This window comes from Paenibacillus sp. EB106-05-06-XG162 (assembly GCF_058791655.1).
Genome location: NZ_JBYTDT010000003.1, coordinates 294,434 through 311,317, shown reverse-complemented (window position 1 = coordinate 311,317; position 16,884 = coordinate 294,434). Strand labels below are relative to the sequence as shown.

The window sequence follows — 16,884 nt, the reverse complement described above, 5'->3', positions numbered from 1 at the left end:
AAGCTATTCTGTTCGAGAGGGCGGAAGGTGAGGCGAGGGAAGGGTTTCATACAATTCTCCCACCTCACACCCGATCGTGTCTGCAATGGATAAGGCGATCTTGAGCGACATGATGCGCTTGTTCTCAGCCAAGTCGATTAACCGCTCCGGTCGAAGCAGCAGATTCTGCGCGAGCTGATCGATAGTCATATTCGCTTCGTCTAACCGATCCATCAATAAGCAACGGCCTAATTCAAGCTTCATATCGTGATCGCCTCCATTCTTTACGCGCGTTCCATCATTTGCTCACGGTTTGGACCGACGGAGATGAAGCGAATAGGTACGCCGATTAAGCGTTCTAAATGCTCTACATACTGTTTCGCTTCCGATGGTAGTTCGTCGAACGAACGGATATGGGAAATATCGCATTTCCAGCCTGGCATCGTCTCAACGACAGGTACGGATTTCTGCAGTTGCGGCGTATTTGGGAATTCTTGCGTAATCTGCTCGTTGTTTTTATATGCTGTGCAGATCGGAATTTCATCCAGATAGCCGAGCACGTCGAGGTTCGTCAGTGCCACTTCCGTTGCGCCCTGCAGCTTGCAACCATAGCGCGTAGCTACCGCATCGAACCATCCAACTCTGCGCGGTCTTCCGGTTGTTGCGCCGAATTCGCCTGCATCCCCGCCGCGTCTGCGCAATTCGTTCGCTGGTTCATCGAAGATTTCTGCGACGAATGGTCCTTCGCCGACACAGCTGGAATAAGCTTTGGTTACTGCGACAATGCGTGTCATTGCATAGGGAGGTACGCCTGCACCGACAGGAGCGAAGCCAGCTAAGGTCGAAGAAGAAGTGACATACGGATAGATCCCGTGATCTGGATCGCGAAGGGCTCCTAATTGTCCTTCCACCAAGACTTGCTCCCCTTGCTTCAACGCTTGATGCAATAGCGTTGTTGTGTCGCTCACATAGGGCTTCAGGAAGACAGCTTGCTCGCGCAATTCGTTCATGAGTCCTTCAATCTCATAGGCCGGTTTATGGTACAAGTGCTGAAGCAACACGTTCTTCGCTTCAAGTGAACGAAGTAGCTTGGTTCTAAGGAGTTCTTCGTCATACAAATCGCTGACTTGAATACCGAGTTTAATATATTTATCCGAGTAGAATGGCGCGATACCCTGCTTCGTAGAGCCGAACTTGCGATCTGCAAGGCGTTCTTCCTCTAATTCGTCGAACAGAATATGATACGGAAGAACAACCTGTGCGCGGTCCGATACATGAAGTTTGGGCGCAGGTACGCCTCGGGAGATCAATTCGTTTAATTCTTTTTGCAAATTGGGAATGTTCAGTGCAACGCCAGGCCCAATCACATTGCCTACGCCCGGATTAAATACGCCTGATGGGAGCAAGTGCAGCGCGAACTTTCCGTAATGATTAATAATCGTATGTCCTGCATTGCTTCCGCCTTGATAACGAACAACATAGTTCGACTTCGCCGCAAGCACATCCGTAATCTTACCTTTTCCCTCATCGCCCCAATTGGCACCCACAATCGCTGTAACTGTCATTTCTGCACTCCTATTCATGGTTGGAATTTCGTTCTTACTTCAGTATAATAAAGTTCTCCTTATTAATATAATTAATATTTATAATAGTTGATATTAATCTGATTTATACATGGAGAGGTGACATCCCCTTTGATTCAGAATATGGAATTGTATCAGGTGTTTTATATAACGGCCAAAGCAGGCAGTCTCTCCAAGGCTGCGACCGTGTTGTTCATCACGCAGCCTGCAGTGACGCATTCCATCAAGCAGCTGGAGGCGAAGCTAGGAGGACAATTGTTTTTCCGCACGTCTAAGGGTGTGCGATTAACGGCTGAAGGCGAGGTTCTCTTCACTTATATTGAGCAAGCCTACCATTTTATACTCAACGGCGAACGAAAAATGGCCGAAATTCAGCAGCTAACCGAAGGGGAGGTCAAGATTGGCGCGGGTGATACGCTATGCAGGCATTTTCTATTGCCACATTTGCAGACGTTCCACGAAGCTTACCCGCAGATCAAGATCCAAGTGACGAACCGGACGACCAGGGAAATTATCGGATTGTTAAAAGAGGGGAAGATCGATATTGGGATCGTCAATCTGCCGATCACAGATCATCAAATCGATGTGCAAGAAAGCATGGAGATTCACGATTGCTTCGTGACGGGCGAGAAGTTTAAGTTTTTATCGGAGTCCCCGATTTCACTTGAACATTTGCTCAAGCACCCCATCATTTTCCTAGAGCAGGGAAGTAGTACGCGTGCCTATGTTGATCGGTTTGTGGCCTCGCAGGGTCTAGTCCTGAAGCCCGAAATTGAACTCGGAAGTGTTGATCTACTGGTAGAGTTTGCGCGGAGTGGGTTTGGGGTGTCCTGCGTTACGCGAGAATTTGTTGAAGCGGAATTGTCTGATCAATCACTATATGAGATTAAGCTTCAGACGCCGATCCCACCAAGACGGGTAGGTATCATCAAGCTGCGGAGCACGCCGCTGCCTGCGGCTGCAAGACAGATTTATGAAATGCTGTTGTGAGTGGATGTGAGGGGAGCATAGATTCACACACATGAAAAGAGTCCCGGGATCCCGAGACTCTTTTTTTATGAAACAGACTCCTCAGGCGACGACTTCATCGCTTTTTTGCTCGTTACTTTCTTTTTCGTGCTTTTGACCTCTGCCACGACTTCGGCTGGTTTGGCTGCATCAATGCTAGCCTGAAGGGCCGCCATCAAGTCAAGCACATTCGATTGAGCTGCTGCTGGCGCCACCGTGATTTCTTCACCCGTAATTTTCTTCTCAATCAGGTTGACCAACTGATGACGGTATTCGTCCTTGTACTTCTCCGGGCTAAATGGATTGGATAGATGCTGAATCAGCAGCTGTGCCATCGCTAGCTCTTTTTCATTGATCTCGGGTTGGGACGGCAGATTGGGAACCTGTCCAATCGGTCTAATCTCATCGGGGTAATAGATGGTCTCCATCACGATACAGTCATCGATGATTCGTAGGGCGGCGAGGTTCGTTCGCGAACGGATCACGACGTTGCAGATGGCGATTTTGCCGGAACGCTTAAGAGCCTCTACAAGCAGGCTATACGCGTTAGCTCCCGTCTCAGCCGGTCCAAGATAATAAGATTTCTGGAAGAATAATGGATCCACCTCATGCAGATCGACAAAATCTAAAACTTTGATCGCTTTATTCGCTTCCGGCAGCAGTTTGTCCAGCTCGTCTTTATCGAAAGTAACGTATTTGTTCGGTTCATATTCGTAGCCGCGGAAGGTGCTCTCTGATGCGATTTCTGTATTGCATGTCCGACACGTCTTCACATGATTGATGGGTGAGCCGCAGTCTTTATGCAGCATCTTCATCGAGATATCCTTCTCTTCGGTTGCTGAGAACATTTTCACAGGTACGTTGACTAGGCCAAAGCTGATCGCGCCTTTCCAGACCGTATGCATTCGTTTCCCCTCCAACACTTCTTTTTATCATTTATATCCGCATGGGGAGGGGTTGATACCAAGTATTTAGAAAATTCACGTGTAGGAATGCTGTTTGCTTATCCGGAACAGACGAAAGCTTTCCGTGTGGACCTTATGTCTTAACCTCTGCCCCCAAGATATAGGTGAGCTGTTCGTTCATATATTCGGGGCTGTGTGCAAAACCGTCTTCGCACCACTGGATGAGCAGACCCATAATCGCATTCGCTTGATAAGAGAGCAGCAACGAGAGGTCTTTATGGCCTAGCGGGTAAGACGATGCGCTTTGCTGCATTAAGCTTTTTATTTTCTCCAGCAGCGAGTAGTAGTAGGTCAGCGATGATTTCCGATTGAACACGATCTCATAGAACGGCTGGTACTTCTTCACGTGATGAAAGATCCGAATCGTCGAAGGGTCCAAACGGTTTGGGGTGATCTGGTTCTCGTGCCGGTAGGGTTCGTAATACGAATCCTCCAAATCTTGAAGCAAATGTTGAAGATGCTCGTCAAATATTTCTTCGACGTCTTTATAGTGCAAGTAAAACGTGCCTCGATTGACCCCTGCCTCCCGGCAAAGGGCGGACACCGAGATAGATTCGAGCGTTTTTGTTTTTAATAGCGTAAGCAGCGCCCGTTGAAATGCTTGTGTTGTTTTAATAACCCTTAAATCACTTTCATTCATTCCCGGTATTCATCTCCTATTTAAATCACGGCTATGATCCGCTTAATGAACAACTCCATCATTATCTGTTCAATAATTTTCAATGAAGTGATTATATAATGTTGCCTACGAAATGTACATGACCGAGAGTACGCTCATGATAGCATGCAAGCATAAACACGCCTTCGGCGTCCTTCCAAAGGACGTAAAGCGTTTAAGCGAGAAATATAAGAACAGTTTATCCGTGAAACTTATAAATTCTTATGTTTTGAAAAAAGCTGTAAGCAGCCAAGCTGTCTACAACCTTACATTCAAATTCGATATGATGTTAGAATTTCGCTAATCTCTCTTGTCGATTGCCTGTATTAGAAGCCCGCTGTCCAACCTGCATCCGCCGCAATCACCGCGCCGTTCACGAAGCTTGATTCATCCGATGCCAGGAACAAAGCCACTTGCGCGATTTCTTCCGCTTTTCCGACACGTGGAATAACGCCTTGCGTCACCTGTGTTCGCGAAGCGCCAAACTCGTTGACATTTTTCATCGTGGAAGCGATGTTCGTCATGGTTGCTCCAGGCGCAATCGCATTACAGCGAATCCCTTGTTGTGCATACATGAAGCCCGTATTCTTGGTGAGGCCGACCACCGCATGTTTGGAAGCGGTATAAGCTGCCCCCGCATGCGCGCCGCTGAAGCCGCCCGTCGACGCCGTGTTAATAATGACGCCTTTTCCTTTCGCTAGGAAGATCGGAAGTGATGTGCGAATGGCCCGCATGACTGCTTTCGTATTCACTTCAAAGATGAAATCCCATCTGTCATCCTCCACGTCTCCGACAGGAGCCATGTTATCCATAATGCCAGCATTGTTCACCAGAATATCGAGCGTTCCGAATTCGTTGACGGCCTTATCGATCATCGCGTTAATATCGTTCACGTCAGCGACGTTCGTTTTGATAGCGATGGCTTTACCCCCGCTTGATATAATGCTGCTCGCAACAGCTTCCGCACCTTCAATGTTCAAATCGGAAACGACAACACTTGCGCCTTCTTTTGCGTATAATTCCGCAATCGCTTTCCCCATACCTGATGCTGCTCCTGTTATGACCGCTACTTTACCTTCTAAACGCATGACGAATCCCTCCGAAAATTTTATTGAACAGTTGTTCATTAAAAATTATAGAGATGTCTTCGGGTCCGTGTCAAATGAGTGCTTGCAGGTTAGAGGCGACGGTTCGAAACCACTACTGAGTAGAACCCCTCCAAGAAACGATAACTGAAGACTCCTTTCAAGCTACGTGTTTGTTATTACAGTGACAGATTAACTTAACGGGACCAGACGATGAATGTCTTGATTCCAATATAGTGGAATAACCAGTGACAATCGTCCAAACAAAGTGAGATCAGCCTTCATAACATAACCGTGTACTCAATAATAAGGAGGTGTTTTACATGGGTGAGTTTCGTGGAGGTTTATTTACAAGCACAGGTACAATCCTTGTTTTGTTCATCTTGTTAGTAATTGTCTCTTGTGCATGTATTGGTGGTTTCGGTATCTAAATATAGAAATGAAAAGAAAAGAGCCTCGGAGTGATCCGGGGCTTCCTAACCCAATAACTAAATTCTAGTGTTTTTTCTTCTTTCGATTACATAGGTTGAATTTGCAGTGACAGATTAACTTAACGGGGAACGATAGTTGAATAATAAATGGATAACCCCGGTTATGCCGGGTTATTTAGTGCATAAATCATCGAAGACGAGGGCATTTTCATATATTCGCGTTGCGATCTTGATTCCAATATAGTGGAATAACCAGTAACAACCATCCAAACAAAGTTAGCTCAGCCTTCATAACATATCGGGTACTCAATAATAGGGAGGTGTTAAAATGTCCGATATACGTGGAGGTTTGTTTACAAGCACTAGTACTATCCTTGTATTGTTCATCTTGTTAGTTATTGTCGCTTGCGCTTGCTGTGGTTTTGGTATCTAATAATGCCGAATAGTACAGTTAGTGCTTAATGATGATAACGTAGATATAGAAATGAAAAGAGCCTCGGAGTGATCCGGGGCTTCCTAACCCAATAACTAACTTCTAGTGTTCTTTCTTCGTCTACATAGGTTAAATTTGCAACGGGGAATGATAGCTGAATAATACATGGATAAACCCGGTTATGCCGGGTTATTTAGTGCAGAAATTCATGTGTAAAAAATGTGTAAAGTGATATGAGCTTCTATCGTATCCAAACGTATTCTAATGACCCTATCGAACTCCCGACCGACGGCTTAGAAGGCCGTTATCGCCCCGCTAAATCCTCGAAGACGAGGGCATTTTCATATATTCGCGTTGCGACCTTGATTCCAATATAGTGGAATAACCAGTAACAACCATCCAAACAAAGTGAGCTCAACCTTCATAACATAACATGTACTCAAAAACAGGGAGGTGTTAACATGGGAGAGTTTCGTGAACGCTTTACAAGTACAGGTACTATCCTTGTATTGTTCATCTTGTTAGTAATAGTAGCTTGTAGTTGTGGCTTCGGTTTTGGTATCTAATAATGCCGATAAAGTACAGTTAGTGCCTAATGATGATAACAATGAAAAGAGCCTCGGAGTGATCCGGGGCTTCCTAACCCAATAACTAACTACTAGTGTTCTTTCTTCTTTCGTCTACATAGGTTAAATTTGCAGTGACAGATTAACTTAACGGGGAATGATAGCTGAATAATACATGGAATAGACCCGGTTATGCCGGGTTATTTAGTGCAGAAATTCATGTGTGAAAAATGTGTAAAGTGATATGAGCTTTTATCGTATTCAAACGTATTCTAATGCCCTTATGTATAATAAAGCAAAAAGCCGTAAACCCTTAATTATCAAAGGTTTACGGCTTGTTATCTATACAATCAATCTATGTAATATAAGAATAGATGGCGTCCCAGAAGAGATTCGAACTCCCGACCGACGGCTTAGAAGGCCGTTGCTCTATCCAGCTGAGCTACTGGGACAACAGAACCTATTGTAACAAAAGATTTGATGAAGTGCAATAGAAAATTTTAATTTTATTCGGTATAATTAGTTTTGATCAGAATAAGCACGCGTTGCATAGGAGAAAGTTGGTGCATCTTATTACGAAATCGCATGAGCAAGACACCTATCCGAACAATATTATATTATTCCCAAAGATGCTGGATGTGTATCAGATTCAGCTGACGCGTTTCCTGGAGACGGAACAGTATGGAGAAGCCGTTCGTTTGCTTCAATTTCTGCTGGGTTGTCAGGGCGTTGAACAGCATAAGACCGAATGGCAGGCTCTATTGGACTGGCTGCTCGGGGCTTTTCCAGATGCAGGGGCGATTGAAGGAGTTCCGCTGGATGAAGTGGACGAGAGCGAAGGAGACATGGCTGAGCAGTATTTTCGTAATAAGGTGGACCAAGACCCTGATTATGTGAATAAGCTTCTCGATAGCATCGTGAACGGTCCCTTGACGCCGCAGAAGCTGTTAGGGCTTGAGCAGCTCACTTATTTGGACCACCCCGAGATCGATGACGTCCTGCGTTCGTGGTTGGTTATGGAGCGGCTTCCTGCACTGCTGCAGTTCCATATTCTTCAGACACTGCGCAAACGCGGGGCCAGAGGGACCATTCAATTTACCCGCGGCCAAGAGACGGTTGAGCTCGAGATTCAAGATACGCCTGTTGGATATGATGATTTCCCATCCGCGGTACGCAGTGTCCCAGAACGGGTCCGTGAGCAGACAGAGGTACAAGATCCTGGGCTCTCTTTACTTGCGTTAGATCTGTGGCAGCAATGTGTAATGGCAATGTACGGTACACCTGCTTACCGAAGCATTCTGGCCGATGAGGATGCGACGATTGATATTTGGGCGGCGGCGCTGCATATTTGGATGAGAGAGATGCTGTCAGGCGGCCATGACATCGATGCAGAACGTATCGAAATTAGGGAGTGTTACGGAATTACGGACGCGCTAAGGTTCCGAATGGAGCAAGCGCATAAGCACCTCAAAAACTTAATCGAAAGCCCGCTATTACGCATGGAATAACGAACTATAGAGAGGAAACGCATTTTAGGCGGTTTCTGTCAAGTCGCATTCTTGCTTAAAGTCGAGATGTTGTATATAATATAATGGTTGTTTCGAACGTGGACGAGTCATGGGTCTTGCGCATTGAATCAACGAAAACGCTGATCATGTGCATCGAGCCATGTGAATTTTTTGGAGGGGAAGGCATAAAATGAAAGCAAGCTGGGAAAAAATAGAGAAGAACCTTGGGGTTCTACAAGTTGAAGTTGACGCAGAGCGCGTTACAGGTGCCTTAGACAAGGCATTCAAAAAAGTTGTACAGAAAGTAGCTGTGCCTGGATTCCGTAAAGGTAAAGTTCCACGCCCTATTTTCGAAAAAAGATTTGGTATTGAAAGTTTGTACCAAGATGCAATCGATATCTTGCTTCCGGAAGTGTACACTGAAGCGGTTGCGGAGACGAACATCGAGCCAGTTGATCGTCCTGAGATCGATGTTGAACAATTCGGTAAAGGCGAGAACTTCGTATTCAAAGCAAAAGTATTGGTTAAGCCTGAAGTGAAATTGGGCGAATACAAAGGTATCTCCGTTCCAGTTGAAAGTGTAACGGTTACAGACGAAGAAGTAGCTGCTGAGCTTGAGCGTCTTCAACAACGTCACGCTGAATTGGTTGTTATCGACGAAGATACAGCTAAAGAAGGCGACACAGTTATCATCGACTTCGAAGGTTTCGTTGATGGTAATCCATTTGAAGGCGGTAAAGGCGAGCGTTACTCTTTGGAACTTGGTTCCAAATCGTTCATTCCAGGCTTCGAGGAGCAATTGATCGGCCTTGGAACAGGCGACTTCAAAGATGTTGATGTAACATTCCCTGAAGTGTACCACGCTGAAGAGCTTGCTGGTAAACCAGCGGTATTCAAAGTGAAGCTTCATGAAATCAAACGCAAGCAACTTCCAGTTCTTGATGATGAGTTCGCTAAAGACGTAAGCGAGTTCGATACACTTGACGAGTTCAAAGCAGATTTGACAAAACAAATCTCTGATCGCAAAGTGAAAGAAAACGAAGCGAAACGTGAAGGCGAAATCGTTGAGAAAGCAGCAGAAGCAGCTGAAGTTGAAATTCCTGAGCCAATGATCGACACTGAAGTTGATGCAATGGTTCGCGACTTCGACAACCGTCTTCGTGCACAAGGTATGAACCTTGACATGTTCATGACATTCTCCGGTCAAACGATCGAAGACATGAGAGGTCAAATGAAAGTGGATGCGGAGAAACGCGTTCGCAACAACCTTGTTCTTGAGCAAATCGCAAAAGAAGAGAACATCGTAGCGACGGAAGAAGATGTAACGGAAGAACTTTCGAAAATGGCTGAAGCGTACAAACGCTCCACAGACGAAATCCGCAGCATCTTGAGCGCGAACGGTTCCCTTGCAAATCTTCAAGAGGAAGTTGCAATCCGTAAAACGGTTCAATTCCTCGTTGATAACAGCAAGAACTAATCACAACTGAAGCAGGTCAATAAGGCACGTATATCACATGCGTGCCTTTATTTGTACCAATTCAGCCTTCGTAAGATATGAATACATACATAATGAACGTTGAGGTCATCTACTTCGAGTCGCTCATGCAGCCTATGATAGCTTTGCCTTCGCAAGGCTTATAAGTCGTTCGCTAATGAAATGGATTTGAAGGTGGTGTAATCACGTTCAACCCATTGTTTTTTCACATATTGCTGTGCCCCAAGGTTTGTGCAAGACACAATTTCCTGTTCCATGATACATAGAATGTAATAGCGTCGTTGCAGAGGAAATGACATGGCACCTGGAACGTGATAAAATAACAGTAATTCACTAATTGAAGAGGAAAAGAGGTTGGTCAAATGAATCTGATACCTATGGTTGTAGAGCAAACAAATCGAGGCGAAAGATCTTACGATATCTACTCGAGATTGTTAAAGGATCGCATTATATTTTTGGGGAGTGCGATTGATGATGATGTAGCCAATACAGTCATTGCCCAACTCCTCTTTTTGGCAGCCGAAGATCCGGAGAAAGATATCTCACTATATATCAATTCCCCGGGTGGGTCGGTAACAGCTGGATTGGGTATCTTGGATACAATGAATTTCATCAAACCGGATGTATCAACGATCTGTGTCGGTCTAGCTGCAAGTATGGGCTCTCTACTCTTGACAGCTGGAGCGAAAGGCAAACGATTCGTCTTGCCGAATAGTGAAGTGATGATTCACCAGCCATTAGGCGGTGTGAGAGGTCAAGCGACCGATATTAAGATTCATGCGGATTGGATCATTAAGACGAAGCAGAAATTGAATCAAATTTATGTGGATACGACGGGTCAACCCCTTGAGAAGATCGAACGTGATACAGACCGCGACAATTTTATGGGTGCAGAAGAAGCCGTAGCTTATGGTCTGGTTGACCAAGTTCTCACTCGGCCCATTTTGAACTAAGGGGGGAATTCCATGTTTAAGTTTAACGAAGAAAAAGGTCAGCTGAAATGTTCGTTCTGCGGCAAATCGCAAGAACAAGTGCGTAAGCTCGTAGCTGGTCCTGGTGTATATATATGTGATGAGTGTATCGAGCTCTGCACAGAGATTGTGGAGGAAGAACTTGGTCACGATGAGGATATCGATCTCAAAGATATTCCGAAGCCAATGGAAATCCGCAATATTCTAGATCAATATGTCATTGGTCAAGAGCAAGCGAAGAAGTCATTATCCGTGGCGATGTATAACCATTACAAACGGATTAACACCCAAAGCAAGATTGAAGATGTTGAGCTGCAAAAGAGTAACATTTTATTAGTTGGACCCACAGGTTCAGGTAAAACGTTGCTTGCCCAGACAATGGCTAAAATCCTCAACGTTCCGTTCGCAATCGCGGATGCAACTTCCTTGACGGAAGCGGGATATGTGGGTGAAGACGTTGAGAACATCTTGCTGAAGCTAATCCAAGCTGCAGATTACGATGTGGAAAAAGCGGAACGCGGTATTATCTATATCGATGAAATCGATAAAGTTGCTCGCAAATCGGAGAATCCTTCGATCACGCGTGATGTGTCTGGTGAAGGCGTGCAGCAAGCACTCCTCAAAATTCTTGAAGGTACGGTTGCATCGGTTCCTCCGCAAGGCGGACGGAAGCACCCACATCAAGAGTTCATTCAAATCGATACGACGAACATCTTGTTCATCTGCGGCGGGGCATTTGATGGCCTAGAGCAGTTGATTAAGCGCCGGATTGGTAAGAAAGTCATCGGATTTAACTCCGTTGGAGATAGCACGAAAGAATTGAAACCAGGCGAGTACCTATCGATGGTATTGCCGGAAGACTTGCTCAAATTCGGATTAATTCCTGAGTTTGTAGGACGTCTGCCTGTCATCTCGACACTTGAGCCACTGGATGAGAGTACGCTCGTTCGCATTCTATCCGAGCCGAAGAATGCGCTTGTGAAGCAATACCAGAAGCTGCTTGAGATGGATAACGTCAAATTGGAGTTTGAACATGCGGCATTAGAAGCCATCGCGAAAGAAGCGATCAAGCGGAATACCGGTGCACGCGGTTTGCGTTCCATTATTGAAGGTGTTATGCTAGATGTAATGTACGAAGTTCCATCGCGCGACGATATTACGAACTGCGTCATTACAGAGAAAGTCATTCAGGAGAAGGTTGTGCCTGAGTTGACGGCGAAGAAACCGAGCAAGAAAAAAGAAGAGAGCGCCTAAGCTGGCGTGAAGTGAATATATAACGCGACTCAAATTCTCCACTTGTTCATTCGGAAATCCGTGCTAGGTAGCGCTGGTGGATGACGGGTGGAGTTTTGACGTTCTTGGGAGAGAATAAGTATGTTCTTGAGAAAGCAGACACGACCGATCAAAGTCGGCAACCTAACGATTGGCGGCAGTGATGAAGTCATCATTCAGAGCATGTGTACAACGAAGACGGCAAATGTGGAAGCAACCGTGGCGGAAATTCTTCGTCTCGAAGAAGCAGGCTGCCAAGTAGTCCGTGTAACGGTGAATAATATGGAAGCGGCTGAGGCGATCAAGGAGATCAAGAAGCAGATCCATATTCCGCTCGTGGCGGATATCCATTTTGATTACCGCCTTGCATTAGCGGCCATCGAGAATGGGATTGATAAGGTACGGATTAATCCGGGGAATATCGGTCGTCGTGAGAAAGTCGAAGCGGTTGTGAAGGCGTGTAAAGAGAAGGGGATTCCGATTCGGATCGGCGTGAATGCGGGCTCGCTTGAGAACCACTTGCTTGAGAAGTATGGTTATCCAACGGCCGAAGCGATGGTCGAGAGCGCCAAGTTCCACATCGGAATCTTGGAAGAACTTGATTTTCACGATATTATCGTCTCTCTTAAAGCATCGGATGTTCCGATGGCGATTGAGGCTTATCGAATGGCTTCGGAGAGCTTCGACTATCCGCTTCATCTCGGGATTACAGAAGCAGGAACCTTATTCACAGGCGCTGTGAAGAGTGCTGCAGGGATCGGTGCGCTTTTATCGATGGGCATCGGTTCGACGGTACGTATCTCCTTGAGTGCGGATCCGGTGGAGGAAGTAAAGGTTGCACGAGAAATCCTCAAATCGTTCGGTTTGATTTCTAACGCAGCGACTTTAATTTCTTGTCCGACTTGCGGGCGTCTCGATATTGATCTCTTCTCGATTGCCAATGAAGTCGAAGAGTACATCTCGAAGATTAAGGTTCCGATCAAAGTCTCTGTGTTGGGCTGTGCCGTGAATGGACCGGGTGAAGCGAGAGAAGCTGACATCGGAATTGCAGGCGCGCGCGGTGAAGGGATGTTATTCCGTTATGGAGAAATGATCCGTAAGGTGCCAGAAGCGGAACTATTGAATGAATTGAAGAAAGAAATAGATATAATCGTTGACGTGTATAATCGTACGGGAGAAATTCCAGGACGTAAACAGCACGCTTAATAAACACATAGCATGTCTTTCATTCGCATGTTCTCATGCAGAAGGAGGGCATGCTTTTTTTTGTTGGTATAGTTGGGATTATTTTGTATAGTTTGTGGCAGATCTGCGAAAGGTAAAATTTATATAAGGTGAATAACGATAAAAAAGTGTTCATTTTCTGAAAGTTACGTTAAAATGTATCTTATGTCAAGAAACATGACATCAAGATTCGGCAGAAGAAGGGATGATAGCTTTCGTGGAGTGGATTCATGAGCAAATAATAGTATTAAATGATTTCGTGTGGACTTACATTCTAATCGCGATCCTTATCGCATTAGGAGTATACTTCTCGATTCGTTCTCGGTTCGTGCAAGTGACGGCGGTTCGTGAGACGTTGAGATTATTGGTGGAGAAGGAACAGGGCGATGCAGAAGGCAAAAAGGGCGTTTCTTCCTTCCAAGCTTTTTGTATTAGTACAGCGTCAAGGGTCGGAACAGGGAACCTTGCGGGCGTAGCGATTGCCATATCACTAGGTGGACCCGGCGCCGTGTTCTGGATGTGGGTTATGGCGATCTTTGGCGCGGCATCTGGCTTTATCGAGTCAACACTAGCCCAAATTTTCAAAGAACGAGACGGATCGGCCTTCCGAGGTGGACCTGCTTATTATATGGAAAAAGCGCTGAATGCGCGGTGGTTAGGCATTATTTTTGCTATATTAATTACATTTAGCTTCGGGTTCGTATTTAATGCGGTACAAGTCAATACGATGAGCTCTGCCTTCCAAGGGTCGTTCGGGTGGGATCCGTTATGGATCGGGATTGTCCTCGCTATTATGCTGGCACTTACAATTTTCGGCGGTGTGAAGCGAATTGGGCAAGTAAGCTCCATCATCGTACCGATTATGGCAACAGGGTACATCTTATTAGCGCTTTTTGTTATTGTTATGAATTTCACGGCGATTCCAAGCGTGTTCGCATTAATCATAGAGCATGCATTCGGTTGGAAAGAGGCGGCTGCTGGGGGTCTCGGTACAGCGGTTATGATGGGGATCAAGCGCGGTCTATTCTCCAATGAAGCCGGGATGGGGAGTGCCCCGAATGCGGCGGCTACAGCAAGCGTAAGCCATCCGGTTAAGCAAGGGATGATTCAATCCCTCGGGGTATTCGTAGATACGCTTCTCGTATGCAGCGCGACGGCGTTCATCATTCTATTCTCAGGCGTTCATACGAGCGGGGATTATGATGGCATTCAATTAACGCAGCAAGCACTAGCTTCACAAGTCGGCGACTGGGCGAATGGATTTATTGGTCTTGCCATTTTCTTGTTCGCATTTAGCTCCTTGATTGGGAACTATTATTATGGTCAGAGTAATATTGAATTCATAAGCAAAGGACGTCATACACGAATCTGGATGCTGATCTATCGGCTCATCGTGCTTGCCATGGTCATTCTAGGATCCGTAGCCAAGGTCTCGCTCGTGTGGGATATGGCCGATCTATTCATGGGCTTTATGGCGCTCATTAATCTAATCGTTATTGCGCTGATTGGCAAATATGCGCTCGCTGCGCTCAAGGATTATCGAGAACAGAGGAAGCAGGGACTGGATCCGGTCTTTACGGCGGACCGCATTCCGGGTTTGAAGCATGCGGACTGCTGGGAAGTTAAAAGTAGTTAATATAATAAAGATTCAAAAATCACCGTGATGAGATAAACCTTGATCGAAGTAATTCAATGGTGATCGACCGCGATATAAAGGTTGGTTTATTCGCCAATCAGAATGTTCACATTCTGATGTGGGCAAAAGATGATTTTTGAATTACCTCTAAGCGGTTAATTGAGCCGAGAAAGGGAAATACTATGACGTATTACACTTTCTCGGTTTCTTTGTGCTGTTCAAGAGATTTGATTCAAGAGAGATAACGAGGATGCATTGAGGAGGAATGATGGATGGATTTCAGTATGGCGTTAATGTTCATTCAAGTATTTTTTGCGATTATTATCGGCCTTTATTTCTGGAACTTGTTAAGATCGCAAAAAACGAATCGGACGGCTGTGGATCGCGAATCACGTAAGGAGATGGATAAGCTGCGCAAAATGCGCTCGATTTCCCTGACGAAACCGCTCGCGGAGAAGACAAGACCGACAACGATGCGGGACATTGTAGGACAGAAGGACGGCTTGCGGGCGCTGACGGCTGCGCTATGCAGTGCAAATCCGCAGCACGTCATCATATACGGACCACCGGGTGTTGGGAAGACAGCCGCCGCGCGTGTCGTCCTAGAAGAAGCGAAGAAAAATTCAAATTCTCCATTTTTGTCAGATGCGAAGTTTACAGAGATTGATGCAACCACTGCAAGATTCGATGAACGAGGGATCGCCGATCCGTTGATTGGGTCTGTGCATGATCCGATTTATCAAGGTGCAGGAGCAATGGGGGTAGCTGGCATTCCGCAGCCCAAACCAGGTGCGGTCACCAAAGCGCACGGGGGCATCTTGTTTATTGACGAGATTGGGGAATTGCATCCGATCCAGATGAATAAGCTGTTAAAAGTATTAGAAGATCGCAAGGTGTTCTTGGAGAGTGCTTATTATAACTCCGAGGATACGAATATTCCTGTCTATATTCATGACATATTCCAAAATGGCTTGCCTGCAGACTTCCGTCTTGTGGGTGCAACGACACGTTCACCGCAAGAGATATCGCCTGCGCTTCGCTCGCGCTGTATGGAGATCTTCTTCCGTCCATTGCTTCCGGAAGAAATTCGGGTGATTGCATCGGATGCCGTACGCAAAATTGGGTTCGATCCATGTCCTGAAGCGGTAGATGTAGTATCGCGTTATGCAACCAATGGACGTGAAGCCGTAAATGTCATCCAGCTGGCTGCAGGACTTGCGATGGCTGAGAAACGTAATTCGATTACATCCGGAGATGTAGAGTGGGTTGTAAATAGCAGTCAAATCCCACCGCGTCCTGATCGTAAAATTCCACAAGCGCCAAGTATTGGCTTCGTGAACGGTCTTGCCGTCTATGGGCCGAATATGGGCACGCTGTTGGAGATTGAGGTAACGGCGATACGAAGCAAACCGGGTCAAGGGAAAGTGAATATTACAGGGGTCGTCGACGAAGAAGAATTGGGCGGAGGGTCGCGTACGCTGCGCCGGAAGAGTATGGCGAAGGGATCCATTGAGAACGTCTTAACCGTTCTTCGGACCATTGGGCTCGATCCGTATAGCTTTGATTTGCATGTGAACTTCCCGGGCGGAACGCCGATTGATGGTCCTTCAGCTGGTATTGCAATGGCTACAGCGATTGCGTCAGCGATGAACCATGTTCCGATTGATAACAAGCTTGCGATGACAGGGGAAGTGAGTATACACGGGAAGGTGAAGCCGATTGGCGGGGTTATTGCGAAAGTAGAGGCTGCTTTCCAAGCGGGGGCAACAACCGTTATTATCCCTCGGGAGAATTGGCAGGAGATTTTCTCGGGCTTGAACGGTCTGAAAGTCATTCCTGTTGACACAATCCAAGAGGTATTCCAGCATGTGTTCGGTGAAGCGGTGCAAGAAGTTCTGTTAGAGCTTCCACACGATAAGGACCTCTTTATCACGCCGCCCGCGACGTCGTTTTTGCAGGCCAAATCGATGGATGATGTGCGTTCCACAGAGTCCGGCGGAGTATAATCGCTTGATTGATCGGCGCTTTCAGGCCAATTGGTTTTTTTAAGCAACATTTGATAAAATGTTA

General features: G+C 46.1%; 15 protein-coding genes and 1 tRNA gene. 10 read left to right on the top strand and 6 right to left on the bottom strand.

What is annotated here, in order from left to right:
* Positions 1–3: 3 nt before the first annotated feature.
* Positions 4–243, bottom strand: a complete 240-nt coding sequence (locus tag AC3WU2_RS10205; protein ID WP_492453753.1) for a helix-turn-helix domain-containing protein — start codon at positions 241–243, stop codon at positions 4–6.
* Between the two features lie 20 nt (positions 244–263).
* Positions 264–1,544 (bottom strand): adenylosuccinate synthase, encoded by a 1,281-nt coding sequence (locus AC3WU2_RS10200; RefSeq protein WP_492453751.1) that lies wholly within the window; start codon positions 1,542–1,544, stop codon positions 264–266.
* Between the two features lie 129 nt (positions 1,545–1,673).
* Between AC3WU2_RS10200 and AC3WU2_RS10195 the strand changes: the two genes are divergently transcribed.
* Positions 1,674–2,552 carry a LysR family transcriptional regulator gene (locus AC3WU2_RS10195; protein WP_492453749.1) on the top strand — a complete coding sequence of 293 codons (879 nt, stop codon included), beginning with the start codon at positions 1,674–1,676 and terminating at the stop codon, positions 2,550–2,552.
* Between the two features lie 65 nt (positions 2,553–2,617).
* Here AC3WU2_RS10195 and ku read toward each other — a convergent pair whose 3' ends face one another.
* The 3 genes from ku to AC3WU2_RS10180 all read right to left on the bottom strand — a co-directional run bounded on the left by ku (position 2,618) and on the right by AC3WU2_RS10180 (position 5,281).
* Complete coding sequence (gene ku, locus AC3WU2_RS10190) at positions 2,618–3,475, bottom strand: non-homologous end joining protein Ku (RefSeq protein WP_492453747.1); 858 nt, start codon at positions 3,473–3,475, stop codon at positions 2,618–2,620.
* Between the two features lie 133 nt (positions 3,476–3,608).
* Positions 3,609–4,175, bottom strand: a complete 567-nt coding sequence (locus tag AC3WU2_RS10185; RefSeq protein ID WP_492453745.1) for a TetR/AcrR family transcriptional regulator — start codon at positions 4,173–4,175, stop codon at positions 3,609–3,611.
* Between the two features lie 344 nt (positions 4,176–4,519).
* Complete coding sequence (locus AC3WU2_RS10180) at positions 4,520–5,281, bottom strand: SDR family oxidoreductase (protein ID WP_492453743.1); 762 nt, start codon at positions 5,279–5,281, stop codon at positions 4,520–4,522.
* A 320-nt stretch (positions 5,282–5,601) separates the two neighbouring features.
* Here AC3WU2_RS10180 and AC3WU2_RS10175 point away from each other — a divergent pair, with 320 nt between their 5' ends.
* Together AC3WU2_RS10175 and yjcZ are read left to right on the top strand one after the other, a co-directional pair.
* Positions 5,602–5,709 (top strand): YjcZ family sporulation protein, encoded by a 108-nt coding sequence (locus AC3WU2_RS10175; RefSeq protein ID WP_492453741.1) that lies wholly within the window; start codon positions 5,602–5,604, stop codon positions 5,707–5,709.
* 328 nt (positions 5,710–6,037) lie between these two features.
* On the top strand, positions 6,038–6,142 hold the full coding sequence (yjcZ, locus tag AC3WU2_RS10170) for a sporulation protein YjcZ (RefSeq protein ID WP_492453740.1): 105 nt from the start codon (positions 6,038–6,040) through the stop codon (positions 6,140–6,142).
* A gap of 941 nt (positions 6,143–7,083) precedes the next feature.
* Here the strand turns inward: yjcZ and AC3WU2_RS10165 are convergent.
* Positions 7,084–7,160: transfer RNA gene (locus AC3WU2_RS10165), tRNA-Arg, on the bottom strand.
* Between the two features lie 111 nt (positions 7,161–7,271).
* Between AC3WU2_RS10165 and AC3WU2_RS10160 the strand changes: the two genes are divergently transcribed.
* The 7 genes from AC3WU2_RS10160 to lonB all read left to right on the top strand — a co-directional run bounded on the left by AC3WU2_RS10160 (position 7,272) and on the right by lonB (position 16,820).
* Positions 7,272–8,216 carry a hypothetical protein gene (locus AC3WU2_RS10160; protein ID WP_492453738.1) on the top strand — a complete coding sequence of 315 codons (945 nt, stop codon included), beginning with the start codon at positions 7,272–7,274 and terminating at the stop codon, positions 8,214–8,216.
* 190 nt (positions 8,217–8,406) lie between these two features.
* Complete coding sequence (gene tig, locus AC3WU2_RS10155; protein WP_379345653.1) at positions 8,407–9,693, top strand: trigger factor; 1,287 nt, start codon at positions 8,407–8,409, stop codon at positions 9,691–9,693.
* Positions 9,694–10,073: 380 nt separating this feature from the next.
* Positions 10,074–10,664, top strand: coding sequence for an ATP-dependent Clp endopeptidase proteolytic subunit ClpP (gene clpP, locus AC3WU2_RS10150; RefSeq protein ID WP_018756999.1), 591 nt, complete (start codon positions 10,074–10,076; stop codon positions 10,662–10,664).
* Positions 10,665–10,676: 12 nt separating this feature from the next.
* Positions 10,677–11,936, top strand: a complete 1,260-nt coding sequence (clpX, locus tag AC3WU2_RS10145; RefSeq protein WP_018757000.1) for an ATP-dependent protease ATP-binding subunit ClpX — start codon at positions 10,677–10,679, stop codon at positions 11,934–11,936.
* Between the two features lie 120 nt (positions 11,937–12,056).
* Complete coding sequence (ispG, locus tag AC3WU2_RS10140) at positions 12,057–13,160, top strand: flavodoxin-dependent (E)-4-hydroxy-3-methylbut-2-enyl-diphosphate synthase (RefSeq protein ID WP_018757001.1); 1,104 nt, start codon at positions 12,057–12,059, stop codon at positions 13,158–13,160.
* Between the two features lie 223 nt (positions 13,161–13,383).
* A complete protein-coding gene (locus AC3WU2_RS10135; RefSeq protein WP_492453735.1) occupies positions 13,384–14,814 on the top strand; it encodes an alanine/glycine:cation symporter family protein in 1,431 nt (476 codons plus the stop codon).
* A gap of 272 nt (positions 14,815–15,086) precedes the next feature.
* A complete protein-coding gene (gene lonB / locus AC3WU2_RS10130; RefSeq protein ID WP_492453733.1) occupies positions 15,087–16,820 on the top strand; it encodes an ATP-dependent protease LonB in 1,734 nt (577 codons plus the stop codon).
* The last annotated feature ends 64 nt before the right edge of the window (positions 16,821–16,884 follow it).

What these genes read in the sequence shown, in the direction of transcription:
- AC3WU2_RS10135 (WP_492453735.1), top strand. Translation starts at nt 13,384, where the DNA reads ATGATAGCTTTCGTGGAGTGGATTCATGAGCAAATAATAGTATTAAAT.
- yjcZ (WP_492453740.1), top strand. Translation starts at nt 6,038, where the DNA reads ATGTCCGATATACGTGGAGGTTTGTTTACAAGCACTAGTACTATCCTT.
- AC3WU2_RS10180 (WP_492453743.1), bottom strand. Translation starts at nt 5,281, where the DNA reads ATGCGTTTAGAAGGTAAAGTAGCGGTCATAACAGGAGCAGCATCAGGT.
- tig (WP_379345653.1), top strand. Translation starts at nt 8,407, where the DNA reads ATGAAAGCAAGCTGGGAAAAAATAGAGAAGAACCTTGGGGTTCTACAA.
- lonB (WP_492453733.1), top strand. Translation starts at nt 15,087, where the DNA reads ATGGATTTCAGTATGGCGTTAATGTTCATTCAAGTATTTTTTGCGATT.
- AC3WU2_RS10185 (WP_492453745.1), bottom strand. Translation starts at nt 4,175, where the DNA reads ATGAATGAAAGTGATTTAAGGGTTATTAAAACAACACAAGCATTTCAA.
- AC3WU2_RS10200 (WP_492453751.1), bottom strand. Translation starts at nt 1,544, where the DNA reads ATGACAGTTACAGCGATTGTGGGTGCCAATTGGGGCGATGAGGGAAAA.
- ku (WP_492453747.1), bottom strand. Translation starts at nt 3,475, where the DNA reads ATGCATACGGTCTGGAAAGGCGCGATCAGCTTTGGCCTAGTCAACGTA.
- AC3WU2_RS10205 (WP_492453753.1), bottom strand. Translation starts at nt 243, where the DNA reads ATGAAGCTTGAATTAGGCCGTTGCTTATTGATGGATCGGTTAGACGAA.
- clpP (WP_018756999.1), top strand. Translation starts at nt 10,074, where the DNA reads ATGAATCTGATACCTATGGTTGTAGAGCAAACAAATCGAGGCGAAAGA.
- ispG (WP_018757001.1), top strand. Translation starts at nt 12,057, where the DNA reads ATGTTCTTGAGAAAGCAGACACGACCGATCAAAGTCGGCAACCTAACG.
- clpX (WP_018757000.1), top strand. Translation starts at nt 10,677, where the DNA reads ATGTTTAAGTTTAACGAAGAAAAAGGTCAGCTGAAATGTTCGTTCTGC.
- AC3WU2_RS10175 (WP_492453741.1), top strand. Translation starts at nt 5,602, where the DNA reads ATGGGTGAGTTTCGTGGAGGTTTATTTACAAGCACAGGTACAATCCTT.